Annotated in this window: 22 protein-coding genes; 5 read left to right on the top strand and 17 right to left on the bottom strand. The window is 40.5% G+C overall.

Annotation, left to right across the window (positions count from 1 at the left end):
- Nucleotides 1-10 precede the first annotated feature (10 nt).
- From EZL74_RS11875 to holA, 3 genes are all read right to left on the bottom strand, one after another.
- Nucleotides 11-463 carry a nucleoside deaminase gene (locus EZL74_RS11875; protein WP_131476839.1) on the bottom strand — a complete coding sequence of 151 codons (453 nt, stop codon included), beginning with the start codon at nucleotides 461-463 and terminating at the stop codon, nucleotides 11-13.
- Between the two features lie 55 nt (nucleotides 464-518).
- Entirely contained in the window at nucleotides 519-701 is a 183-nt protein-coding gene (locus tag EZL74_RS11870; RefSeq protein WP_131476838.1) for a CAL67264 family membrane protein, read from the bottom strand.
- Between the two features lie 132 nt (nucleotides 702-833).
- Complete coding sequence (gene holA, locus EZL74_RS11865) at nucleotides 834-1,838, bottom strand: DNA polymerase III subunit delta (RefSeq protein WP_131476837.1); 1,005 nt, start codon at nucleotides 1,836-1,838, stop codon at nucleotides 834-836.
- Between the two features lie 82 nt (nucleotides 1,839-1,920).
- Here holA and EZL74_RS11860 point away from each other — a divergent pair, with 82 nt between their 5' ends.
- The 3 genes from EZL74_RS11860 to EZL74_RS11850 all read left to right on the top strand — a co-directional run bounded on the left by EZL74_RS11860 (nucleotide 1,921) and on the right by EZL74_RS11850 (nucleotide 4,301).
- A complete protein-coding gene (locus EZL74_RS11860; RefSeq protein WP_131476836.1) occupies nucleotides 1,921-2,388 on the top strand; it encodes a type I restriction enzyme HsdR N-terminal domain-containing protein in 468 nt (155 codons plus the stop codon).
- A complete protein-coding gene (locus tag EZL74_RS11855) occupies nucleotides 2,385-3,386 on the top strand; it encodes a glycosyltransferase family 2 protein (RefSeq protein ID WP_131476835.1) in 1,002 nt (333 codons plus the stop codon). Before EZL74_RS11860 ends, EZL74_RS11855 begins: the two co-directional genes overlap by 4 nt.
- Nucleotides 3,387-3,464: 78 nt before the next feature.
- A complete protein-coding gene (locus EZL74_RS11850; RefSeq protein ID WP_131476834.1) occupies nucleotides 3,465-4,301 on the top strand; it encodes an OmpA/MotB family protein in 837 nt (278 codons plus the stop codon).
- Between the two features lie 96 nt (nucleotides 4,302-4,397).
- Here the strand turns inward: EZL74_RS11850 and EZL74_RS11845 are convergent, their stop codons facing one another.
- Both EZL74_RS11845 and EZL74_RS11840 read right to left on the bottom strand, forming a co-directional pair.
- Entirely contained in the window at nucleotides 4,398-5,018 is a 621-nt protein-coding gene (locus EZL74_RS11845; protein ID WP_131476833.1) for an L-threonylcarbamoyladenylate synthase, read from the bottom strand.
- A gap of 97 nt (nucleotides 5,019-5,115) precedes the next feature.
- Nucleotides 5,116-7,446, bottom strand: coding sequence for an ATP-dependent helicase (locus EZL74_RS11840; RefSeq protein WP_131476832.1), 2,331 nt, complete (start codon nucleotides 7,444-7,446; stop codon nucleotides 5,116-5,118).
- A gap of 381 nt (nucleotides 7,447-7,827) precedes the next feature.
- Here EZL74_RS11840 and EZL74_RS11835 point away from each other — a divergent pair, with 381 nt between their 5' ends.
- A complete protein-coding gene (locus tag EZL74_RS11835) occupies nucleotides 7,828-8,352 on the top strand; it encodes a DUF7935 family protein (RefSeq protein ID WP_131476831.1) in 525 nt (174 codons plus the stop codon).
- Nucleotides 8,353-8,397: 45 nt separating this feature from the next.
- On the opposite strand, the gene acs is transcribed toward EZL74_RS11835, so the two are convergent.
- From acs to EZL74_RS11775, 12 genes are all read right to left on the bottom strand, one after another.
- Nucleotides 8,398-10,305, bottom strand: a complete 1,908-nt coding sequence (gene acs, locus EZL74_RS11830; protein ID WP_131476830.1) for an acetate--CoA ligase — start codon at nucleotides 10,303-10,305, stop codon at nucleotides 8,398-8,400.
- An 87-nt stretch (nucleotides 10,306-10,392) separates the two neighbouring features.
- Nucleotides 10,393-12,318, bottom strand: a complete 1,926-nt coding sequence (locus EZL74_RS11825) for an acetate--CoA ligase (protein WP_262708135.1) — start codon at nucleotides 12,316-12,318, stop codon at nucleotides 10,393-10,395.
- On the bottom strand, nucleotides 12,315-12,674 hold the full coding sequence (locus EZL74_RS11820) for a response regulator transcription factor (RefSeq protein ID WP_131476828.1): 360 nt from the start codon (nucleotides 12,672-12,674) through the stop codon (nucleotides 12,315-12,317). The genes EZL74_RS11825 and EZL74_RS11820 overlap by 4 nt, the downstream gene beginning before the upstream one ends.
- Before the next feature lie 2 nt (nucleotides 12,675-12,676).
- The gene (locus tag EZL74_RS11815; protein WP_131476827.1) at nucleotides 12,677-15,370 is read right to left on the bottom strand and encodes an ATP-binding protein; all 2,694 of its coding nucleotides are present in this window, start codon (nucleotides 15,368-15,370) and stop codon (nucleotides 12,677-12,679) included.
- A complete protein-coding gene (locus tag EZL74_RS11810; protein ID WP_131476826.1) occupies nucleotides 15,363-15,557 on the bottom strand; it encodes a hypothetical protein in 195 nt (64 codons plus the stop codon). The genes EZL74_RS11815 and EZL74_RS11810 overlap by 8 nt, the downstream gene beginning before the upstream one ends.
- 64 nt (nucleotides 15,558-15,621) lie before the next feature.
- Nucleotides 15,622-15,846, bottom strand: a complete 225-nt coding sequence (locus EZL74_RS11805) for a DUF6814 family protein (RefSeq protein ID WP_131476825.1) — start codon at nucleotides 15,844-15,846, stop codon at nucleotides 15,622-15,624.
- A gap of 11 nt (nucleotides 15,847-15,857) precedes the next feature.
- Nucleotides 15,858-17,396: an MFS transporter gene (locus tag EZL74_RS11800; RefSeq protein WP_131476824.1), complete on the bottom strand. Its 1,539-nt coding sequence runs from the start codon at nucleotides 17,394-17,396 to the stop codon at nucleotides 15,858-15,860.
- 33 nt (nucleotides 17,397-17,429) lie between these two features.
- On the bottom strand, nucleotides 17,430-18,668 hold the full coding sequence (locus tag EZL74_RS11795) for a hypothetical protein (protein WP_131476823.1): 1,239 nt from the start codon (nucleotides 18,666-18,668) through the stop codon (nucleotides 17,430-17,432).
- Nucleotides 18,669-18,765: 97 nt separating this feature from the next.
- Nucleotides 18,766-19,185, bottom strand: coding sequence for a transposase-like zinc-binding domain-containing protein (locus EZL74_RS11790; RefSeq protein WP_131476822.1), 420 nt, complete (start codon nucleotides 19,183-19,185; stop codon nucleotides 18,766-18,768).
- Nucleotides 19,186-19,428: 243 nt separating this feature from the next.
- Nucleotides 19,429-20,232 (bottom strand): endonuclease/exonuclease/phosphatase family protein, encoded by an 804-nt coding sequence (locus tag EZL74_RS11785; protein WP_131476821.1) that lies wholly within the window; start codon nucleotides 20,230-20,232, stop codon nucleotides 19,429-19,431.
- A gap of 93 nt (nucleotides 20,233-20,325) precedes the next feature.
- Complete coding sequence (locus tag EZL74_RS11780) at nucleotides 20,326-21,615, bottom strand: type II toxin-antitoxin system HipA family toxin (protein ID WP_131476820.1); 1,290 nt, start codon at nucleotides 21,613-21,615, stop codon at nucleotides 20,326-20,328.
- Nucleotides 21,615-21,962, bottom strand: a complete 348-nt coding sequence (locus EZL74_RS11775) for a helix-turn-helix domain-containing protein (RefSeq protein ID WP_131476819.1) — start codon at nucleotides 21,960-21,962, stop codon at nucleotides 21,615-21,617. The genes EZL74_RS11780 and EZL74_RS11775 overlap by 1 nt, the downstream gene beginning before the upstream one ends.
- A gap of 215 nt (nucleotides 21,963-22,177) precedes the next feature.
- On the opposite strand from EZL74_RS11775, the gene EZL74_RS11770 reads away from it, so the two are divergent.
- Nucleotides 22,178-22,437: helix-turn-helix domain-containing protein (locus EZL74_RS11770; protein WP_154669985.1), on the top strand; the 260-nt coding region annotated here is incomplete at its 3' end.

Below are 22,437 nucleotides of genomic sequence, written 5' to 3'. Positions count from 1 at the left end.
GCGACCGCGATTAATATTCTATTTTATTGATGCTTTCTGACCATAATTTGAAAGCCTCTAACGCTTCCTCACGCATCATTTGCTCGGTAGCCAGTTTGCGGTTGTTATAAGGCAGTTCTAATTCTTCGTAGATGAATTGATCGTCAAACTGAATCTCAGCCGCATCATTCTTTGTGTTAGCAAAGTACATTTTATCCGGACGTGCCCAGTAAATTGCACCCAAACACATAGGGCAGGGTTCACAACTGGTGTAAATTTCGCAACCGTCTAATTGAAACGTTCCTAATTCTTTACAAGCGTTGCGGATTGCAACTACTTCTGCGTGTGCCGTAGGATCATTTGTTGAAGTTACTCCATTGGCTCCGCGGGCAATAATTTTACCGTCTTTCACGATTACTGCACCAAAAGGCCCGCCTTTTCCCGATTTTACATTTTCGATAGACAGGTTGATAGCCTCTTGCATAAATTCATTTTTTGCACACATAATTTTTATTCTTAATTTCTGTTATTTATTTTACTTAAACTCTTCCTTTGAGCGAACTGAAAACCCAGGCATTAGCCAGAAAACCTACCCCGACAGCTCCAAAGCCCCAGCCTGCTACGTCGGCATAACGGTATACGCCGAGCCCTATCAGAATTAGGCCCATGATTATCATTATAAAGGTTGCCCAACCTAAAACTGTATTCTTATTCATTCCCATAATTTTGTGGTATTTAATTTTAAAGCAGAGGCAAATATCGGTATTTTTTTAAATAAAAAAGCACTATGTTTCAGCCTTTAGGGATAGCTTCCCTCAAAAACCGAAACGGATAGATTCAAACCTGTTGTTTATTTAATTGAAAATTCCCACCAGCATCTCTTTCAACAAATCGCCGTGAGGTAAAGCATTGGCACCAACACCTTTGCTTTTTATATCGATATCCCTGAGGGTTGCAACTATGGCACTTACTTTTCGCATTGGGTAATTGCGCAGCGCCACGTCGTAATCTTTGATAAAATAAGGATTAACTTTTAAAACTTTGGCAACATTGCCGGGAGATTTATCTTTCAAACCGTGGTATTGCAATAAAGAAGAAAAGAAACTGAATACCAAACCAGTGGTCATAACCAAAGGATTGTCTTTTGGATTTTGGGCAAAATAATTCGCAATTTGATAGGCCTTTAACTGATTTTTTTCGCCTATAGCTTTACGAAATTCGAAGACGTTAAAATCCTTGCTGAACCCAATGTTTTCTTCTATATGATGCGGAGTAATAGTACTGCCTTTAGGTAATATGATTTCGAGCTTGTTAAGCTCATTGGCTATGCGACTCAAATCATTTCCTAAAAATTCTACCAACATCATCATGGCCTTTGGTTCAATGTCATAGCCTCTGCCTTTTAAAACACGTTTTATCCACTCACCCACTTGGTTTTCATACATCTTTTTACTTTCGTATACCAACCCGTGTTTGTCGAGCGTTTTTGTGATTTTTTTGCGTTTGTCGAGTGTTTTGTATTTGTAGGCAAAAACCAAAACCGTGGTGGGTTGAGGGTTTTCGGCATACGACTCTAATTTATCTATGGTTTTAGCCAAATCCTGAGCTTCTTTTACAATCACCACCTGACGCTCTGCCATCATAGGAAAACGTTTGGCATTGGCCACTATATCGTCAATTGTGGTATCCCGACCATATAATATCATTTGATTGAAGCCTCTTTCATCTTCGGTTAGAATATTATTTTCTAAATAATCCGTAATCTTGTCAATATAGTAAGGTTCCTCACCCATTAAAAAATAGATGGGTTTGATATTACCCGCTTTGATGTCGTTGATGATTTTGACTACTTCGTCCATTTTAATTGTATTCAATGTTCCGTTACGGTCGGCAGACAATATTAATTTTCAAATTTTCAAATTTTCAAATTAACTTTGCTTCATGCAAAAACTCAATTTCCCTGCTTACTCGTTTCGCTTCAAAAATAGTGAAAATAAAGTATCTGTTTTTGATGAAATCAGGAAAAAGTTTGTGGTGTTAACTCCCGAAGAATGGGTGCGCCAACATACGGTTCAGTTTCTATTGCAACACAAAAAATATCCTAAATCTTATACCAACGTAGAAAAACTGGTCAAAGTAAATGGCATCAACAAGCGATACGATGCGGTTGTTTTTGAACCGGATGGCTCTATTTTTTTATTGGTAGAATGCAAAGCCCCCGAAGTTAAAATTACTCAGGATACCTTTGATCAAATTGCGCGTTACAATCTGAAATTAACGGCCAAATACCTGATGGTAACCAACGGACTAAATCATTACTTTTGCCAAATGGATTTTGAGAAAGAGCAGTATGTTTTTCTGAAAGAACTGCCAAATTACTCAGATGAGAGACCAATACATAACCGATGACAGACAAAAAAATAGCGGTAGTCATACTCAATTGGAACGGAGCGAAATTGTTAGAGCAATTTTTGCCTTCGGTAGTGGCCTATTCTGAAAAAGCGACGGTTTATGTAGCTGACAATGCATCTACAGATGCCTCTCTTGAAGTCATCAGAACACATTTTCCATCAGTAAAAGTTATACAGAATGATGGCAACTACGGTTTTGCCAATGGATATAATGTAGCGTTGCAACAGGTAGAAGAAGAATATTATGCTTTGGTTAATTCTGATATAGAAGTTACCAAGGGTTGGCTGGATGCGGTGCTTTCTGAATTCGAAACCCAAAAACACATCGGGATTATCCAACCCAAAATATTAGATTACAAAAACAAAGAGTATTTTGAATATGCCGGGGCTGCCGGTGGTTTTATTGATAAATATGGGTATCCGTTTTGCCGCGGTCGTATTTTTGACACCATAGAAAAAGACAACGGCCAGTATAATGACGAAATCGAAATCTTCTGGGCCAGCGGTGCCTGTTTTTTCATTCGCAAAGAATTATACCGCAAACTGAACGGTTTTGACGGTGATTTTTTTGCTCATCAGGAAGAAATCGACCTATGTTGGCGAGCTTTTAACTTAGGGTATAAAATTAAGTACATCCCAAATAGTGTTGTTTACCACGTTGGAGGGGCTACTTTGAACGAAAGCAACCCGAAAAAGACGTTTCTGAATTTCCGAAATTCGCTCTTAATGCTGACCAAAAACTTACCGGCAAATCAATTGTTTCCGGTTATTTTTACCCGACTTTGTTTAGACGGCCTAGCCGGAATTCAATTTATTTTGAAAGGAAAGCTCATCCATTGTTGGGTAATTCTGAAAGCCCATTTTTACTTTTATCATTTGATTAACAAAACATTAAAGAAAAGAAGCGACCATCAAGCACACAACTACTATAAAACCAAAAGCATTGTTTTTACTTACTTTGTCAAGAATGGCACCGTATTTGAGAAGTTATTTTAACAAGATTTTATCATTCAATAATAATCTTTACCTTTAAAATAATCAGTACTTTTGTTAAAATTTTAATCACACTACCTTATGAAAAAAGTAATTTTTGCACTTTCGCTTGCAGCGCTGACGCTTACGTCTTGTGGCTCTAAGAAAAAAATTGCGGCTTTGGAAGCCCAAAACAAAGAATGTCAAGATTTATTGAATTCAACTACAGTCAAATTAAACTTATGCCTTTCTGAAAAAGAAGCTCTTTCGAAGCAAAATGATTACTTAAAACAAAACAATTCCGATTTGATCAATAACTCAAAAGAATTGACGGTTTTAACTACCAAAGGAGCACAAAACCTTGAAAAATCATTAGAGAGTTTAAAAGAAAAAGATCTTAAAATCAGCCGTCTTCAGGATGCTCTGACTAAAAAAGACAGCGTAACTTTGGCTTTGGTAACCAGCTTAAAAAGCTCGGTAGGAATATCTGATCCGGACATCGAAATCAATGTAGAAAAAGGGGTAGTTTTCATTTCAATTGCCGATAAATTATTGTTCAAAAGCGGTAGCTATACGGTAAGTGACAGAGCTAAAGAAGTATTAGGAAAAGTAGCCAAAGTAATCAACAGCCGTCCAACATTTGAATGTATGGTTGAAGGTCATACCGATAACGTACCGTTTACAGGTAATGCGGTATTGTTAGACAACTGGGATTTGAGCGTGAAACGTTCTACTGCCATCATCAGAGTACTGACTAAAGATTTAGGAGTAAAACCATCTCAGTTAATTGCAGCCGGTCGCAGTGAATTTATTCCGTTAGTAGACAATAACACCGCTGACAATCGTGCCAAAAACAGAAGAACTCGTATTGTAGTAATGCCTAAAATTGACGAATTCTACGATATGATTGAGAAAGAAATGAAAAATCAAAAGAAATAGTCTTTTTAGAGATTATAGACGAAAAGATAATAGACAAAAACGTCCCGAGAAATCGGGACGTTTTTTTATTGATATCAATAAAAATGTAACTGAATACTAAAAAATATCCGGGTCTCCTTTCCCTTCGCGAACTACCACCGGCTCGTAACCGGATAAATCAATAATGGTTGATGGGGTGTTATCTCCATAACCGCCATCAATAACCATGTCTACACGATTTTGCCATTTCTCAAATATCAATTCGGGATCAGTCGAATATTCCAAAACCTCATCGTCATCGTGTATAGAGGTTGAAACGATGGGATTGCCCAACATTTTTACAATCTCTAAAGCAATGTTGTTATTCGGTACACGAATACCTACCGTTTTCTTTTTGCGAAACTCTTTCGGCAAGTCATTATTCCCCGGAAGGATAAATGTGTAAGGTCCCGGCAAAGCTCTTTTTAAAATTTTAAAAGTAGAGGTATCGATTTGCTTTACATAATCCGAAAGGTTACTCAAATCGCTGCACACGAATGAGAAATTAGCTTTCTCCAACTTGATGTCTTTGATTTTGGCTACCCGCTCCAAAGCTTTGGTATTGGTAATATCACACCCCAAACCGTAAACGGTATCGGTAGGATAAATAATCAAGCCCCCGTTTCGCAATACATCCACCACTTTCTTGATGGCTGCTTCGCTGGGTTTGTCTTCGTAAATTTTAATGAATTCTGCCATATTTTGAGAATATAGATAAAAGAAACAAGAAGAAAGACTTGTCCCTTTTTATTAATCGATTTTTTTGTCTTGTTTCTTTGCTCTTTCTTCTTTCTTCTTAACCAATTACCTCTAATTTAGCAAACCGAAGCAACAGTTTTTTGATGCCGCCGGTTTTAAATTTAATTTCGGCCTTCTTATCGGCACCCACCCCTTCCAAATTGAGAACTTCTCCTTCACCAAATCTTTCGTGCATCACAATATTACCTATGGTTAATTTACTGTCAAACAAATTGGAATTGCCCGGTGCGTTGCCTGATACCGGCTTCAATTTACGAATATTTACCGAAGATGTTGGCTCTTCTCCATAAGTTTTTGGCGGAATTCCGGTCACTGGTTTTGACAATCGCAATTTTGATTTATCAACATCTCCAAAAATATCCAAATCAATCGTAGGCTTGTAAGTGTAACTGCCTCGATCCATCGGATTGATATATTCTAGATATTCGTCATTAATTTCTTCAATAAAACGAGAAGGTTCTGCATCAGTAAGTTTTCCCCAGCGGTAACGCGATTGGGCATAGGTCAAATACGCCTGATGCTCGGCTCGGGTCAGTGCCACATAAAACAAACGGCGTTCTTCTTCTAATTCGCTTCTGGTATTCAAACTCATGGCACTCGGAAATAAATCTTCTTCCATACCTACCACAAAAACATACGGAAACTCCAATCCTTTGGCCAAATGAATCGTCATCAACGCCACACGGTCGTCATCGCCGGTATCTTTATCTAAATCGGTCGCCAATGCCACATCTTCTAAAAACTCTGATAATGCACCACGGGCACCGTCAATTTCTTTTTGACCTTCAATAAAATCTTTAATACCACCCATCAGGGTTTCTATGTTTTCGATGCGGGCAATACCTTCGGGGGTGGCATCTTTTTTGAGTTCCTGAATTAAACCGGTTTTTTTGGTCACATGATCGGTCAGGACAAAGGCATCCTGCTGCTCGTTGATGACCTGAAAACTCTTGATCATCATTACAAAATCCTGCAGTTTGTTCTTGGTACCCGAATTTAGTTTTAAATCAATTTTATCAATGTGTTCCATCACTTCAAAAATGGAACGCTTGTAATGATTGGCCGCAACGGTAAGCTTTTCAACGGTAGAATCTCCGATTCCCCTGGCCGGATAATTGATGACCCTTATCAATGCTTCTTCGTCTTTCGGATTGATGACCAAGCGCAAATAACAGAGTACATCCTTGATTTCTTTTCTTTGGTAAAATGATAACCCTCCATAAATTCGGTACGGAATATCGCGCTTGCGCAAAGCATCCTCTATAGCTCTCGATTGAGCATTGGTGCGATATAAAACCGCAAACTGACCATTCATCAACTGGTTGCGCATTTTCTGCTCAAAGATTTCTCCGGCTACAAAACGGCCTTCTTCTCCATCGGTAATGCTGCGGTGCACTTTTATCTTGGGACCAAAATCATTGGCGGTCCAAACCACTTTGTCGAGTTTGGTTTTGTTTTTATCAATGATCGAATTGGCGGCTTCTACTATGTTTTTGGTCGAACGGTAATTTTGTTCCAATCGATAGGTTTTGACATTGTCATAATCCTTCTGGAAATTGAGAATGTTATTGATGTTGGCACCGCGAAACGCATATATACTCTGCGCATCATCGCCCACCACACAAATATTTTGAAACCGGTCACTCAAGGCACGTACAATCAAATACTGCGAATGATTGGTATCCTGATACTCATCTACCATAATGTATCGAAACCGGTCCTGATACTTGGCCAGCACATCGGGAAAACGGTTCAACAATTCATTGGTTTTCAGCAATAAATCATCAAAATCCATAGCCCCGCTTTTGAAACAACGCTCTACATATTGCTGATAGATTTCTCCCATACGGGGCTTTTTGCTCATGGCATCGGCTTCCATCAGTTCCGGATTGTTGAAATATGCCTTTACGGTAATCAGGGAATTTTTATACGAAGAAATACGACTGTACACCTGTTTGGGTTTATAAACGTCTTTATCCAACTGCATTTCTTTGATAATGGCCGAAATCAAACGAACACTGTCCTGAGTATCATATATGGTAAAATTGGACGGATAGCCCAATTTATCAGCTTCTATTCGCAATATCTTGGCAAAAACCGAGTGGAAGGTCCCCATCCAGAGGTTCTTGGCTTCGTTACTGCCTACAATGTCTGCAATACGCTTTTTCATTTCGCGCGCGGCCTTATTGGTAAAGGTCAATGCCAAAATATTAAAAGCATCCACGCCCTGGCTCATCAGGTTGGCAATCCTAACAGTTAGTACACGGGTTTTCCCCGAACCGGCACCGGCAATGATAATCATCGGTCCGTCCTTTTGCAAAACCGGTTGTTGTTGTGCTTCGTTGAGTTGGGAAATGTATTTTTGCATCGTATAAAATAGGCTAAGTTACTGGGTGACTGACTGGCTGAGCCACTAAAATCACTAGCGACAAATTTAAGCTTAGTTGAGTGGAATTGCAACAGTATTACAGCTAATTATCAACATTCAAAAAACATAATTGAGGTCAAAAACCGAAAGTTTGTGGTCTGGAACCGAAAGTTTGTGGTCAGGAACCAGAAATTTGGGGTTGGTAGACCTAAAGTTTTAGGTCTGAGACCGGAAATTTGGGGTTCAGAACCTAAAGTTTGGGGTTCAGGACCGGAAAAATGGGGTTTATCTTTTATTTCTCGCGATTGAAAACTCAAAAAACCTTTACTTAATTTAGGGATAATCCGTTATATTTGTGTGCAAAATTTAGCAGTACACACTATGAATACAGATAAACTTTTGGAATTAGCTTTTTATACCCTACCGGCTCTAATTACGGGTGGTGTAGCGTATTATTTTTTTCAAATGTTCGTAAAAAACGAAGAAAAGAAACGACATTTTTTATTGATGCGCGAAAATCAAAAACATTCCTTGCCTTTGCGTTTACAAGCTTATGAGCGACTGGCCTTGTATTTGGAACGCATCAACCCGGCAAAGCTATTACTTCGCGTTGCGCCACTTAATGAAGATAAGGTAGCGTACCAAAACCTGTTGATTCATCACATAGAGCAGGAATATGATCACAATTTGGCACAACAGATTTATGTAACCGATGACTGTTGGATGATGCTACTCAAAGCCAAAAACACCATCATTCAGCACATTCGAAAAACAACATTAGACGCTTCGGTTCCTGATGCTGATAAGCTGAGAGAAAAAATACTGAGCGACTTACTGCAGGATGAACCAGCCAGTAATGTGGCACTTTCCTTTTTGAAAAGCGAAGTCAGTCAGGTTTTAGGATAATAAAAAGCCTTCTCGTTTGGGAAGGCTTTTTTTAATAAATGCTTTTTAAACTTTACCGTTTTTGATTTCCTCTACAATTTCGGGATTCAGCAACGTACTGATGTCGCCAAAATTAGAGAAGTCACCCTCGGCGATTTTCCGCAAAATACGGCGCATGATTTTCCCCGAACGGGTCTTAGGCAACCCGGAAACAAACTGAATTTTATCGAGTTTGGCAATAGGTCCCACCTGATCGGAAATCAATTGATTTATTTCTTTGGCCAAATTGTCTTTGTCTCGGCTTTCACCTACTTCTTTCAGAATAACAAAGCCATACAACGCATTCCCTTTAATGTCGTGCGGGAATCCCACGATGGCACTTTCGGCTACAGCCGGATGCTCATTGATAGAGTCTTCTATAGGAGCCGTGCCCAAATTGTGACCGGATACGATAATTACATCGTCTACCCTGCCCGTAATTCGGTAATACCCCACCTCATCTCTCAAAGCACCATCCCCCGTGAAATACTTACCCGGAAAAGCGGTAAAATACGTTTCTTTAAACCGTTGGTGGTCGCCCCAAATGGTTCGCGCCATAGACGGCCACGGGAACTTAATGCACAAGCTTCCGGTAACCTGATTGCCTTCTATTTCATTGCGTAGTTCATCCATCAAAACCGGTTGAATACCCGGTAACGGCAACGAGGCATAGGTAGGTTTGGTTGGCGTTACAAACGGAATTGGTGAAATCATAATACCTCCCGTTTCGGTTTGCCACCAGGTATCAACCAATGGGCAACGCTTTCCACCCACGTGGTCGTTGTACCAATGCCAAGCTTCTTCGTTGATAGGCTCTCCTACTGAACCGATAACTTTGAGTGAACGCAACGGAAAACGCTGTACATAATCCAAACTTTCTTTGGCCAAAGCTCGAATAGCAGTCGGTGCCGTGTAAAATTGTGTCACGTGGTGTTTTTCAATAACTTCCCAAAAACGACTGGAATCGGGATAAGACGGCACTCCCTCAAAAATCACTGTGGTAGCACCGTTCAAAAGCGGTCCGTATAAGATGTAGGAATGACCCGTTATCCAGCCAATATCGGCCGTACACCAAAAGACGTCATTCTCTTCATAATTAAAAACATTTTTAAAGGTATAAGCGGTATACACCATATAACCGGCGGTCGTATGCAACATGCCTTTCGGCTTACCGGTAGAGCCCGAAGTATAGAGAATAAACAACGGATCTTCGGCATCCATGATTTCGGCCACGTTATTGGGTAAGGCGGCATCCAACAACGGTTGCAGCCATTGGTCGCGTCCTTCTTTCATGTTTACCGGGGTGTTGGTACGGTTTACGACCAAAACTTTTTCTACTGTTTGGCATTTTTCCAAAGCTTCATCAACTATCCCTTTCAAATCAATCGATTTATTCCCGCGGTAACTGCCGTCAGAAGTGATGACCATTTTACATTCGCAGTCGTTGATGCGGGCCGCCACAGCCGAGGCCGAAAAACCGGCAAACACCACCGAATGTATCGCTCCGATGCGGGCACAGGCTAAAACTGCTATGGCCAACTCGGGAATCATGGGCAGATAAATACAAACCCGATCTCCTTTTTGAATCCCTTGTTCGCGCAAAACGTTGGCTAATTTTGAAACTCTCGCATACAATTCATTATAGGTAATGTGCTGTGCCGGTTCCTCCGGATTATTCGGTTCAAATATGATGGCGGTTTTTTCGCCTCTGCGCGCCAAGTGCCTATCGATACAATTTTTGGTGATGTTTACTTTGGCATCTAAAAACCACTTAAACTTGGCTTCCTGAAAATCAAACTCAAAAACCTTTTCCCATTTTTGATACCAGGTAAAATTTTCATCGGCAATTCTATCCCAAAACTTTCTGGGTTCTCGGATAGATTTTTTATACATTTTAAAATAATGTTCTAAATTCTGTATTTTATAATAACTCATGGAATTCTTATTTAATAATCAATTTCTAAGTGTAAAGATAGCCATTATGCCCGCGCATCATTTAATTTTATTGCTAAATTGCTATAGCTATTTTTTAAACACCCCAATCTTATCTCTTTCAAAATCAGCTTGAATCTCTTCGATGATGGCTTCGTCATCTATAGTTGATGGGATTTGAAAATTTTCGCCGTCGGCAATACTTCTCAACAATTTTCGCAAAATTTTTCCCGAACGGGTTTTGGGCAAACGCTGCACGATGACCACATCGCGCAAAGCTGCTACGGCACCTATCTTTTCTCTGACCAAATGCACTATTTCATGTTGTAACTGAAAATGTTCGATGCTGTCCCCCGATTTGGTCACGACCATGGCCAACGGAATTTGTCCTTTGAGCTCGTCGTTGATGCCAATCACAGCACCTTCGGCCACCGAAGGATGCGAAGCCACAATTTCTTCCATCTCGGCTGTAGACAGTCGGTGGCCGGCCACATTAATCACATCATCAACCCTTCCGGTGATGAAAATGTAACCCTCCTCGTCTTTATAACCACCATCACCCGAGAAATAATATCCCGGAAATTTATTGAGATAACCGGCTTGAAAACGTTCGGTATCGTTCCAAATATTTAATAACGTTCCCGGTGGCAACGGCAACTGCACTACAACATAGCCTTCTTCGTTAGCCGCCAACTCCTGACCGTTTTCTCCCAAAATCTTAATGTGGTAACCCGAAACCGCTTTACCCGAAGAACCCGGTTTTATGGGTAAATATTCTACACCCATCATGTTGCAAATCATTGGCCAGCCCGATTCGGTTTGCCACCAGTGATCGATAGCCGGAATCGGGATGTGTTCGCGATACCATTCTAACGTAGCCACATCGCAACGTTCACCGGCAAGGAATTGGGTTCGTAAGCTCGATAAATCGTATTGCTTGATAAATTCCCCGTTGGGATCTTCTTTTTTAATGGCGCGAATGGCTGTTGGAGCCGTAAACATTACACTTACTTTATGCTCAGCAATCACTCTCCAAAACGTACTGGCATCGGGGGTTCGGATGGGTTTTCCCTCAAACAGCACTGTAGTATTTCTGTTGATGAGCGGTCCGTATACGATAAAACTGTGCCCTACAACCCAACCTACATCGGAAGCTGCCCAAAATACCTCATCCTGTTGAACTCCGTAAATATACCGCATAGAAAATTGGAGTGCCGTGGCATATCCGCCGGTATCCCGTACAATTCCTTTGGGTTTTCCGGTAGTGCCCGAAGTGTACAACACATACAACGGATGTGTGGCATTCACGGGAACACAAGGCGTTTCTTCTGAACCATAGACTAAGGCATCGTAATCGACATCGTATTTTTTAAATGGAATCCGGGCGCCCAGTTTTCGGTTTAAAACCACTACTTTTTTCGGTTTGTGTTGGGCCAATTCAATCGCTTCATCCACCAGCGGTTTGTAAGCAATCAAACGATCAATTTCAATTCCCGAAGAAGCGGTCAATATCACTCTAGGCTTGCAATCGTCTATCCGGATAGCCAGTTCATGAGGGGCAAATCCGCCAAAAACCACGGAATGCGTCACTCCGATTCGGGCGCAGGCCAACATGGCAAAAGCAGCCTGTGGAATCATAGGCATGTAAATCACCGCCGTTTCTCCGGTTTTCAATCCCAATGACAACAGTCCACCAGCCAGTTGCGCCACTTCGGTTTTGACTTCGTTAAAAGTGTATTTCTTTACAGTTTGCGTTACGGGCGAATCGTAAATCATCGCTACTTGGTCGCCATGGCCGTCTTGTATATGCTTGTCTAAGGCCAAGTAGCACAGGTTTAATTGGCCGTCTTTGAACCACAACGGATATTCGTTCTCATCTTTGGATAAAATCACAGACGGTTTTTGGTACCATTCTATAGCATCCGCCTGTTGGGTCCAAAAAGCTTCCGGATTTTCTATACTTTGTTTGTAAAATGCTTCGTAATTCATAGTATGCGTTGTCGTGTTATATTTTATAATAATTCGTTGACCTGTTCTACAATTTTTTTGACGGAGAACGGTTTGGTCAGATAGGCATCAGCCCCGAGCGCCATTCCTTTTTCGATGTCGCTTTCCTTATTTTTGGCCGAAAGGAATATTACTTTGGTGTGTTTGAGGTAGCTGTCATTTTTTATCTGTTCCAAAGTGGCATAACCGTCTACCATGGGCATCATGACATCCAAAATAATCACATCGGGGAAGGTCGACTTTAAAATATCGAGTGCTTCCTGCCCGTCTCGGGCAATGAATACTTCAAAATTGTTCTTTTTAAACGTGTACTCTAAGGACATCACGATGTTGGGCTCGTCATCTACAATCAATATCTTTTTCATAACTATATGTATTCTGGTTTCTTAGGCAAAGTGAACGCAATACAGGCCCCTTTTACAGCCGGTTGCACCCAAATTTTTCCTTTGTGGTGTTCTACAATTTGTTTACAAATGGCCAGTCCCAATCCGCTGCCGACCGGTTTTTTGATGTTTTGGTTCATGGATTGATAAAACTTGTCAAAAATAATTTCGTAATCGTCTGCAGGGATGCCTTTGCCGTTGTCGTGCACGCTGGTTTGAATGAAATCGTCTTTTTCTGTAACCTGAATCGTAATCAACCCTTCTTCTTCGGGGCAAAACTTGATGGCGTTTGAAATCAGGTTGGTCAACACCTGTACTATGCGGTCTTCGTCATAATAGGCCATGACCTTGTCTTTGGATTCGATGTGAACCGTAATTTTTTTATTTCGAATCAACTGTTGCAAAGGCTCTACGGCATTCTCTATCGTTTTTACCAAATCATTTAGTGTAGGATGCAACGTCTGTTTGCCTGTTTCAAACTTTTCCAAATCGAGGATTTTATCAATCAATCGGTTCAATCGGTCGGATTCCGAGATAATATTCTGCAAAAATTGTTTGCGCAAGGCTTCAGGGATATCGTCGTCGTCATACAAAATTTCACTGGCGGCGCGAATGGCCGTTATCGGGGTGCGCAATTCGTGCGTGACGGTATCTAGAAATTCGTCTTTTTGTTGGTCTTTCTGTACCAATGATTTGTTGGCATCCTGTAGCTTGGCCGTGATTTCTTTCAGTTCTTTGGAAGTTTCGGTCAGTTTCTTATTGATGATGATGTTTTCTTTGGATTCTTCCAATATTTTCAATACTTCGGGCAGCGTAATTTTTTCTTCTTTCACTACACTCGATATCAATATTCTGGCGGAAGCCGTACCTATGTGACCGGTCAGTAAATTTTCCGAAAACTTGACCAGTCGGGCATCGGCGAGTTCCTGATCTTTATCGACATTGTATTTCAAATTGAAAATATTCATAGCGCGCTTGGTTCTTTCTTCACCTAAAAACCGAATTAAAACTTTCTCGATATCACTGGTGTATGCGGTTCCTTTCCACACAAAAGCATTTTCATGATTGGTGCTGTATTTGTTGATATCGATGAACATTTCAGCATAATTGCGCTCGCGGTAATTGCCTTTGAAACTCACCGAAATCGCAAAATAAGCAATGGTATTGAACAACAAACTCCAAAACAAAGCATGCGGCACCGGTTGCAAATAATCCAATCCGAATAACTGAAACGGTTTCAGCAAGCGATATCCCAACCAGCCGTCGGAAATAAACGTACTTTGACTGTTGGAAATACCAATAGCATACGGAATCAACAAGGTGTACAAACAAATCGCAAATCCGATTAAAATGCCGTAAACCGCACCGAGACGGGAACCTCTTCGCCAAAATAATGCCCCAAAAAAGGCCGGAGCCAATTGGGCAATAATGACAAAAGCAATTAATCCGATGGAAACCAAACTGTAATCCAACCCGAAAAAACGATATAATAAATAGGCTATGATAATCAGGCTGAAAATACCAATTTTACGGCTGTTTACAATGGTTTTACTGCTGATGGTTTGCTCTTTGCTTTTGAGTTTTCCTAGCAGGTTATATGGAATTAAAACGTTGTTCGTAACCATAGTTGACAACCCAATAGAAGACACGACTATCATGGAAATCGCTGCCGAAAATCCGCCTAAAAAGACCATGACCGTCATGACTTTGTTGTCAAAAAACTGCGGAATCAAAAGCGAATACAAATCGGAATTGACCGGATGGTGCTGAAAAATAATGTTTCCGCCCCAAGCTATCGGATAGACAAAAATATTGAACAGCAACAAGTACAACGGAAACAGCCAAATGGCTTTGTTGACGTGGTTTTCGCGGTTGTTTTCGATAACGGCCACCTGAAACTGACGCGGCAATAAAAAGATAGCAAACATGGAAAGGATGCACAGAAAAAACCAGTTGATGACCTCCGGCAAACCACCGATGGTGCTCTTTTCCTTGAAATGCTCTAATACGGAAGCCTTTTGGTAGATATCGCCAAAACCGTCGAAAACAACATACGTAACATAAAGCCCGATGATGACAAAAAACACGAGCTTCAAGACACTTTCCATGGCAACCGCGGTAACGATTCCTTTTCGTTTCTCGGAAGCATCTACATAACGGGTGCCGTAATAGGACGAAAACAGCGCCAAGGCTATGGCGACATAGGTCGTCGTGTCGTCAAATATATAGCGGCTGGTGGTGGTTTGGGTCACCACGTGAAAAGTTTCGGCTATGGCTTTTAGTTGCAAAGCGATATACGGCAAAATGGCAAATAATGCTACTACCGTAACAATGGCTCCCAAAAAACGGCTGTTTCCGTAACGAAGCGAAATGAAATCGGCTATGCTTGAAATCTTATTGACTCTGGAAATGCGGATGATTTTTTTGAGAATGACTATCCAGGAAGGAATGATGATTATCGGTCCCAAATAAATGGTGATGTAACTCAAACCGCTTTGGGCTGCCAAGCCGATGCTGCCGTAATACGTCCAGGCCGTGCAATATACCGCTAACGATAAAGTGTAGATATACGGATTGACCGTCCACTTGCTGTTGCCTTTTTTCTCTGCCCAATGCGCAATAAAGAAAAGCACTCCCAAGTACACGGTCAATATGATTAAAAGGCCTATACTACTCATGGTATCGTTTGATAATTAAAAAAGAAACCAAAATAGAGAACGCCCAAACCGAAAAGATATAGATGTAAATGACCGGAAACCCCAACAGCGAATCGGCCGAATCGAACAGCAATACTATAGGAATATTGAGCCCTATGAGCAGTGCCAGGGATAAAATCACTAATTTTTGTTGGTGTCTTTTTTTCATCTTATACATAATTACCAAAAGCCCTTACGGATAAGAGCCTTTGGATAACTAACCAAAAAGTAAACTAATCGTAATCTTCTTCGTATTCATCGGTGATACAATAATAACCAAATAATAGCAAACCGGTTACTATCAGGGGTAGTAAAATAAAGAATACGATAATACCGAAAACCAAATCGTCCTGTTTGCCCGAAGTTAACTTTCCTCCGAAGATACCTATGGAATAGTAGGCAACTGCTGCTGCCAAAAGAATCCATACAAAACCTAAATATTTTTTTACTGTGTTCATCTTATGTGGTGTTATTCGTGAAGTGTATTAATTTTTCTGTCGATGTAAATCATCCCGATGACAAAACAAACAGCTGCAATACCAATAGGATACCAAAGTCCCTCAAGGTAAAACTCGGCATCACCGGCATCTTTAGCCGAAGTTACGAAATAGGTAGATATGGCTGGCAGCAAACCACCGAAAATTCCATTACCGACATGATATGGCAACGACATAGAAGTGTATCTGATTTTGGTGGGGAACATTTCTACTAAGAAAGCCGCAATGGGACCGTAAACCATCGTTACAAAAATAACCTGCAGGAACACCAAAAACATCAGCATAGTCTGATCGCTGTCGGTAATCATTTTAGTGACTTTGGTTTCAATTTTGTCTTTTCCTTTTTCGTCGGTCATCAATTTTCCGTTTTCAAAATGCTTGGTTTTGATTTCCTCCAGCGTAGTCCCGTCGGTATAAATTTTATTGGTGGTATAGATTGAATCGGTTTTGGTAGCATCTATTTCTTTCATCGACGGAACCGTGGTCGTTTTTGCCAGTACTTCGGTTTTCAGCGTTACATCGGTAGTAGTATACATCGCTTTGTAAATTGGACGATATCCTATAATGGCCAATAACATTCCGGCCATCATGATGTACTTTCTTCCCACTTTATCACTCAGCCAACCAAAAACTATAAAGAAGGGTGTACCGATAAGCAATGCAATTCCCAAGAGGGTATCGACTTGTGAGGAATCAATACACTGTACGGTTTTCATGAAATTCATGGCATAAAACTGACCGGTATACCACACCACTCCTTGTCCCATAGTGGCTCCAAAAAGAGCCAACAACACAAATTTTAAGTTGTATTTGTTTCCGAAACTTTCTTTTAACGGATTAGCACTGATTTTTCCTTCCGATTTGGCTTTGGCGAAAACCGGTGATTCGTGCATGTTTTTGCGGATAATGTACGACACCAATACCATTAGAATTGAAACCCAAAACGGTACTCTCCAGCCCCATTCATCAAAAGCTTCTTTTGATAAAACATTTTTAGTGATTAAAATGACCATCAGTGAGATAAACAAACCCACAGTGGCGGTGGTTTGAATCCAGGAAGTCCAATAGCCTTTCTGTCCTTTCGGCGCGTGTTCGGCCACATAGGTGGCAGCACCTCCGTATTCGCCACCAAGAGCTAACCCTTGCAGCAAACGAAGCAGTAAAACCAATAACGGCGCCATAAAACCAATGGTTTCATAACTCGGAATACAACCTATTAAGAAAGTGGCTCCTCCCATCAAAAGCAAGGTAACCATAAAGGTGTATTTTCGTCCGATTAAATCGCCCAGACGCCCGAAGAACAAGGCTCCGAATGGACGCACCACAAAACCTGCGGCGAAGGTGGCTAAAGTAGATAAGAAGGCTGCCGTTGGATTATCTGCGGGGAAAAATTTAGTAGAAATTACTACGGCCAAACTACCGAAGATGTAAAAGTCATACCATTCAATCATGGTACCCATTGAGGAGGCCGAAATTACTTTCCAGATTCCTTTGGTTGATGTATTGCTCATATTTTTTCGTGTTAGAGTGTTAAAGTATATCTGTTATAAGTAAACCATTGCCTGAAGTGTGATGGTATTTACCGCATCGGCATCCGCATACTTAAGCGATTGGTATTCTAATGAGAGTTTTGAATGATGACCGGTCAGGAACACGTTAGCCCCTACTCCTATTTGCGTAGCGTTATCGTTTAAAGCCTCAATTTTTCTGTCGGTATAAGACAAGTAGGGTTGGAATTTCGTTTTGTATTTCAATGGAAGTAAATAGCCCACATGTGAATATATCATGGTTCCGGTTTCATAAGTTGTCCCGAAACGGTAGTCTTTTCCGTAGTCATCATTTTGATACAAGGCATACGCCGTCAAAGCTCCTCCTTTTTTACCGATAGGCGCATCGTAAAACGCATCCAATCCGAAGATGGTCACGTCCTCTCCTTTTAACTTACCGGCAGCATCTGCCAATACAGCTCCGTTAGGATGTAGAAAAAAACCGGCCCCGATATTGAATACTTTTTTGCTGCCTAAATAAGTCCCTACTTTATAGGGCAAAAAGTTACTTTCGGTATCTAAGAAATTGTATTCAAAATAACCCGAGTACGTTTTACCGGCCTCTTTTGAGCCCAACAACCGTTTACCGGCATACACGGCAGCACCTCCATTTACAGGAACAGTTGCAGCTTCTAAATTATTAGTCAGAGCGTCATTAATAGCTACACGATATTGCAGTCGTTTGAAGGCTCCTTTGGCAAAAACTCCCATACTGCGGCCAAACTGATCCGACAGCCCTAAGTTGGCCCAGGTTTGACGCTGATTGTCTAACGTCATCATGTTGAGTGTACTGCTGCTGTTCAAACGGGAAACACCGTTCCAATAATGCAACCCGCCCCCTAAGGCGTGATTTTTAGAGAGGCTGTACTGTACATAAGCATCATGAATAAACAGTTCCGAATTGTCTTTTACTCCCGTCGGACTCATATTATCGGCCGTCAAACTGTTGAGTCCGAAATGGGTTACAATTAAAAAGTCGGGGCTTATTTGCGTATACAACAACATACGCACCCTGCGCAGAGAAAAAGTCAGGGCCTCCTGTTCATTACCGTTGGCATCCAAAGGTTTGTCTGAGTTGTGTTGGGTCCAAAACTGAGCCCAGGTGATGACTCTGAAGTATTTTGAGCCATCGTCATTCACATTTACTTTCAACCCACTGCCATACTCGGTTGAACCCTGAGCCATGCCTAGTGCCGAACATAATGCGAACGATGCGGTTAGGATAATTTTTTTCATTTTTTAAAAAAGTTGGTTTGGTTGGTTTAACGAGACCAAATTCAACATTTTGTATTATGAAAAAAATTTCAGTATATATATCCGTTAAATAATATAGTTAGTCTTTAAATCGTTCCCATTTTATCAGCATAAATTTATCGCCAAGCTCGGTTATGATCATGCCGGCACCCGAGAGATGACTCTTATCTTTAAGGTATTCCACTAACTCTAAATGATTGTATATCTTATATGTTGGGTGATAATCCGTGTGGTTGGGTTTGGTTAGTTTGAATTCTTTCACCCAATTGCTGACCGTTACGTGTGAAACACCTATGATGCGCTCAATTTCCCGGAAACTCAAGCCTTCCAAATACAGTTGCAGCGCTTTGGTTACATAGTAACTGTCAATCTTTTTGCCCATTTTATTAACGGTAAAAAAGTAATTACACTTTTTACACAAATACCGCTGCCGGTCTTTGATGATGCCGCTTTTTACAATAGTATCACTTTGGCATTTGGGACAGGCTAAAATCTCCATATATATAAATTTTGCATAAATATACTATTTTAGCAAATACATAAAAACAATATCTGTATTTTTTTATAATTAAATTTATAAATTATTCAATTTTACTTTGATTTTATTACAAAAAAAACAGAGTAATTACACCTGCAAGCGAAAGCACATCACTTAATCCGAAACTATATAACTCTTGATGATGCTCTTTATATGAAGTTCATAAGAAAAAATAAAGCTGAATCCATGTATTCTGATGTTAGCTTAATTCAAGTACAGCTCAGTAGTTAGAGGAATATGATCTGAGATAACCCGAGCATTTTTCAGGTTATTGAAGAATGTATAAAAATGAATTACCATACTATTGGCAACAGTTACTTTTTGCCGGTTGTACCAAATATTATCAAACTCGGATGCCAAACATTGTTTGTCCTTGCATTGTTTTTTCAACGACGTTTTTTGCCCTGTAAAAGCCGGCCGATACCCCATTACTCGCAAAGGTCCAAACACACTGTGTGATTGCGGACAATTAAAATCTCCCAGAAATACCAAATTCAAATGGGGATATTCAGTAGGTAAATATCGAAAATACTTAATCTCCCTCTCCGGCTGTTTACTTTTGGTAATCGCATGAAAATTAACCAAAGTGATTTGCTTACCTTCAAATTCAAATGTCGCACAATAAGGTTCTCGTTCTATGACAGCGCTGTACTTTTTCTCGAGCCAGGCCCTACCTATTTTACTGACCCTTGCTGTTTTCCACAAATAAGCATAACGCTCTTTTTTATTGGCACTTCCACTGGTAGGATCACTAATGGTATAATCCCATTTGGCACCCTTACGGTTGAGTTCGTCAGCCAATCGCGCCACAGCTTGTGCTCCTCCTCTGCCTGCCACAACTTCCTGAATAGCAACTATATCGTAGTCTTTGATAGTGGAGGCAATAAAAGCTATTGTTTCATCTGACTTAGATTTCCCAAAATTCTCCAAATTCCAGGAGAGGGTTTTAATTTGGGGGAAAAGATTAAAACTTATAAAATAAAGGAAAAGGGCAATTCTAAATTTCATTTAAAACAGAATTTTAACTGGTTATAAATATTCTTAAGCAAGCAAGTAACTAACAACAGTCGTAAGAAACTTATGTTATTACTCCAACAACGGTTAATAATGTAATAAAGTTTTGGCTATAGCGTGCTGCAAACGCGGTTCTACTTTTACCGTCTCTGCATAATCAGACCATCGGGCAACAGTTTCGTTAATTTGATTGATAATGGATTCGCCCTTTTTAATATTCATAGCTTTGGCAACAGCCATTAAATCATCTTTTATAATACCGGTTCTTTTACCGTTTACACTAAGGCAATGTTGACTCACCCAATCGCTCCCGGGTCGGTACGAATGACAAACATCATAGGCCGGTGCCAAAGCCCAAGCCTCGTCCTGTTTTAAAATAAAGGCAAAATTTTTAGTATGATCATCGCAGTTTCTTGCCATGACATTAAAAACCATCCGGCGAAACATTTGCTCGGCATCGGGGTAAGACAATCTCAGCAAACGCATAGTTTGAAACAATTGTTCGTAACTGTAACTGGTAATATTGGCAAAATCATAGTGCTGCATGGCACATAATGTTTGTACATGGTGTTTGATGTACCCGTCTTCTCGGTCAAAACGTTTGGTCATGAAGTGAGCTCGTCCGTTTTCTTCATACAAACGACTCTCGCTCATTTCAATACCGCAATCTTTAGCCATTAAATAGTAAGCCATTTCAACTCGACCATATCCGCTGCTTTCTCCAAATTGGCTGTCACTGACTCCGTCCAGTTTTATCAACCAATGCACAAATCCCTTAGGAGCCTTGGCTTGACCGGATCTGATTTCGCCCGTATTTTGATTATAAGCTATAATAGCCTTAGGACGGGCTCCACCGGCAGATGTCCCTATCTTCAAAATATCCATCAGTGCTTTTTGTTCATCGGCATGCAAATTGGCAGCAAACTTTTCACGCGATTGTAAAACATGCTGGGCTACCTGCACTAAACTGTCAATTTCAACCGAAAATGTACCGCGTCCCTGCGAAAACTGAGCCGGCTCAAATTCCAGTGCTCCCATTCCCCTCGAACCGATAAACAAGAGCAACTCAACTGGTGTCAAACTGTTCTCAGCCCGACCGTTTTGAGCCAACCAAACATTAATCAGTTCTCTTCCGTAACGATCCGGAAAAACATCAGCCAACAAACCGGGCATACCGTTAAAAGTACTACTCTGTATCAATTCCGGAAAAGAAAATAATGTTCGTCTTCCGGACAGAGGCATTTTTAGAGGAGCAATATCCCATGACTTTCTGACAAATGAGGGCTCGTATTCAAAAGTAGCCATTCGGGTAATACTGTCCCATGCTACGGCTCCTACCCTTTCTCCCCAAAGCGTTATGATTGCTGTCGTTATCATTACCAGTCGGAAATATTCGGATTTCGTTTGTCCCCGGAACGGGCTCTTTTTCGTTTATTTTGCTCTGCTTTAGCTAATTGGAGAGGGCTTAACTGTTCTCTGATTACAAAAGCATCCATTACGTACAATAAATTTAAAACCCTCAACACTTGTAATAAAGACATCAAGGTAATACGTTCCCCATTTTCTATTTGTACCAAAGTAGAGCGATTAATGCCGGCAGCGGTAGATACTTCTTGTTGGGTACGATTTTGTAACAAACGATGATGTTTTATAAATGCTCCCACCACACCAACCAAAGCTCCGTCACTCATGGCATTCCAATTAATATTGTTGATTATTTCCATCAATAAACATATTAAAACTATATAAAGTTGATTATTTCCAACAAAAATAGAAATAAATTAATAAAAACAACAATCATCAAGTCATTTTTTACGTAAAAACCAATCGTATAAAAATCAGAAAAAGACTTAAAGGAGAACTAATGAATTCACAATTAATTCCTCAATTTGTCTTGTCCTGTCTTGTCCTAAAATAGCTATACACTAAAAAAGTGTATATGGAAAACCCTGCACAAGAGATTTATGCTTCACGGGAGCACAAACAGAGCCGTTATGACAAACGCTTGATTTTAAAAATTGTCAAAGAAGTTGAACAAGGATTGCCTAGAAAAGAAGCTACCCGGATTTATGGATTAGGAAAAGCATCGTTAGATGGTTGGATGAGGGATTATGGTTCACCCGAATATCAAGAAAAAATCAAACGCAGGAGTTATACAAACCTTCAAAAACGTACTATTGTTACAGCTATAGAACAAGG

The sequence above is a fragment of the Flavobacterium silvisoli genome, assembly GCF_004329815.1.
Classification (GTDB): Bacteria; Bacteroidota; Bacteroidia; order Flavobacteriales; family Flavobacteriaceae; genus Flavobacterium; species Flavobacterium silvisoli.
This window is presented reverse-complemented; position numbering and strand designations above follow the sequence as displayed.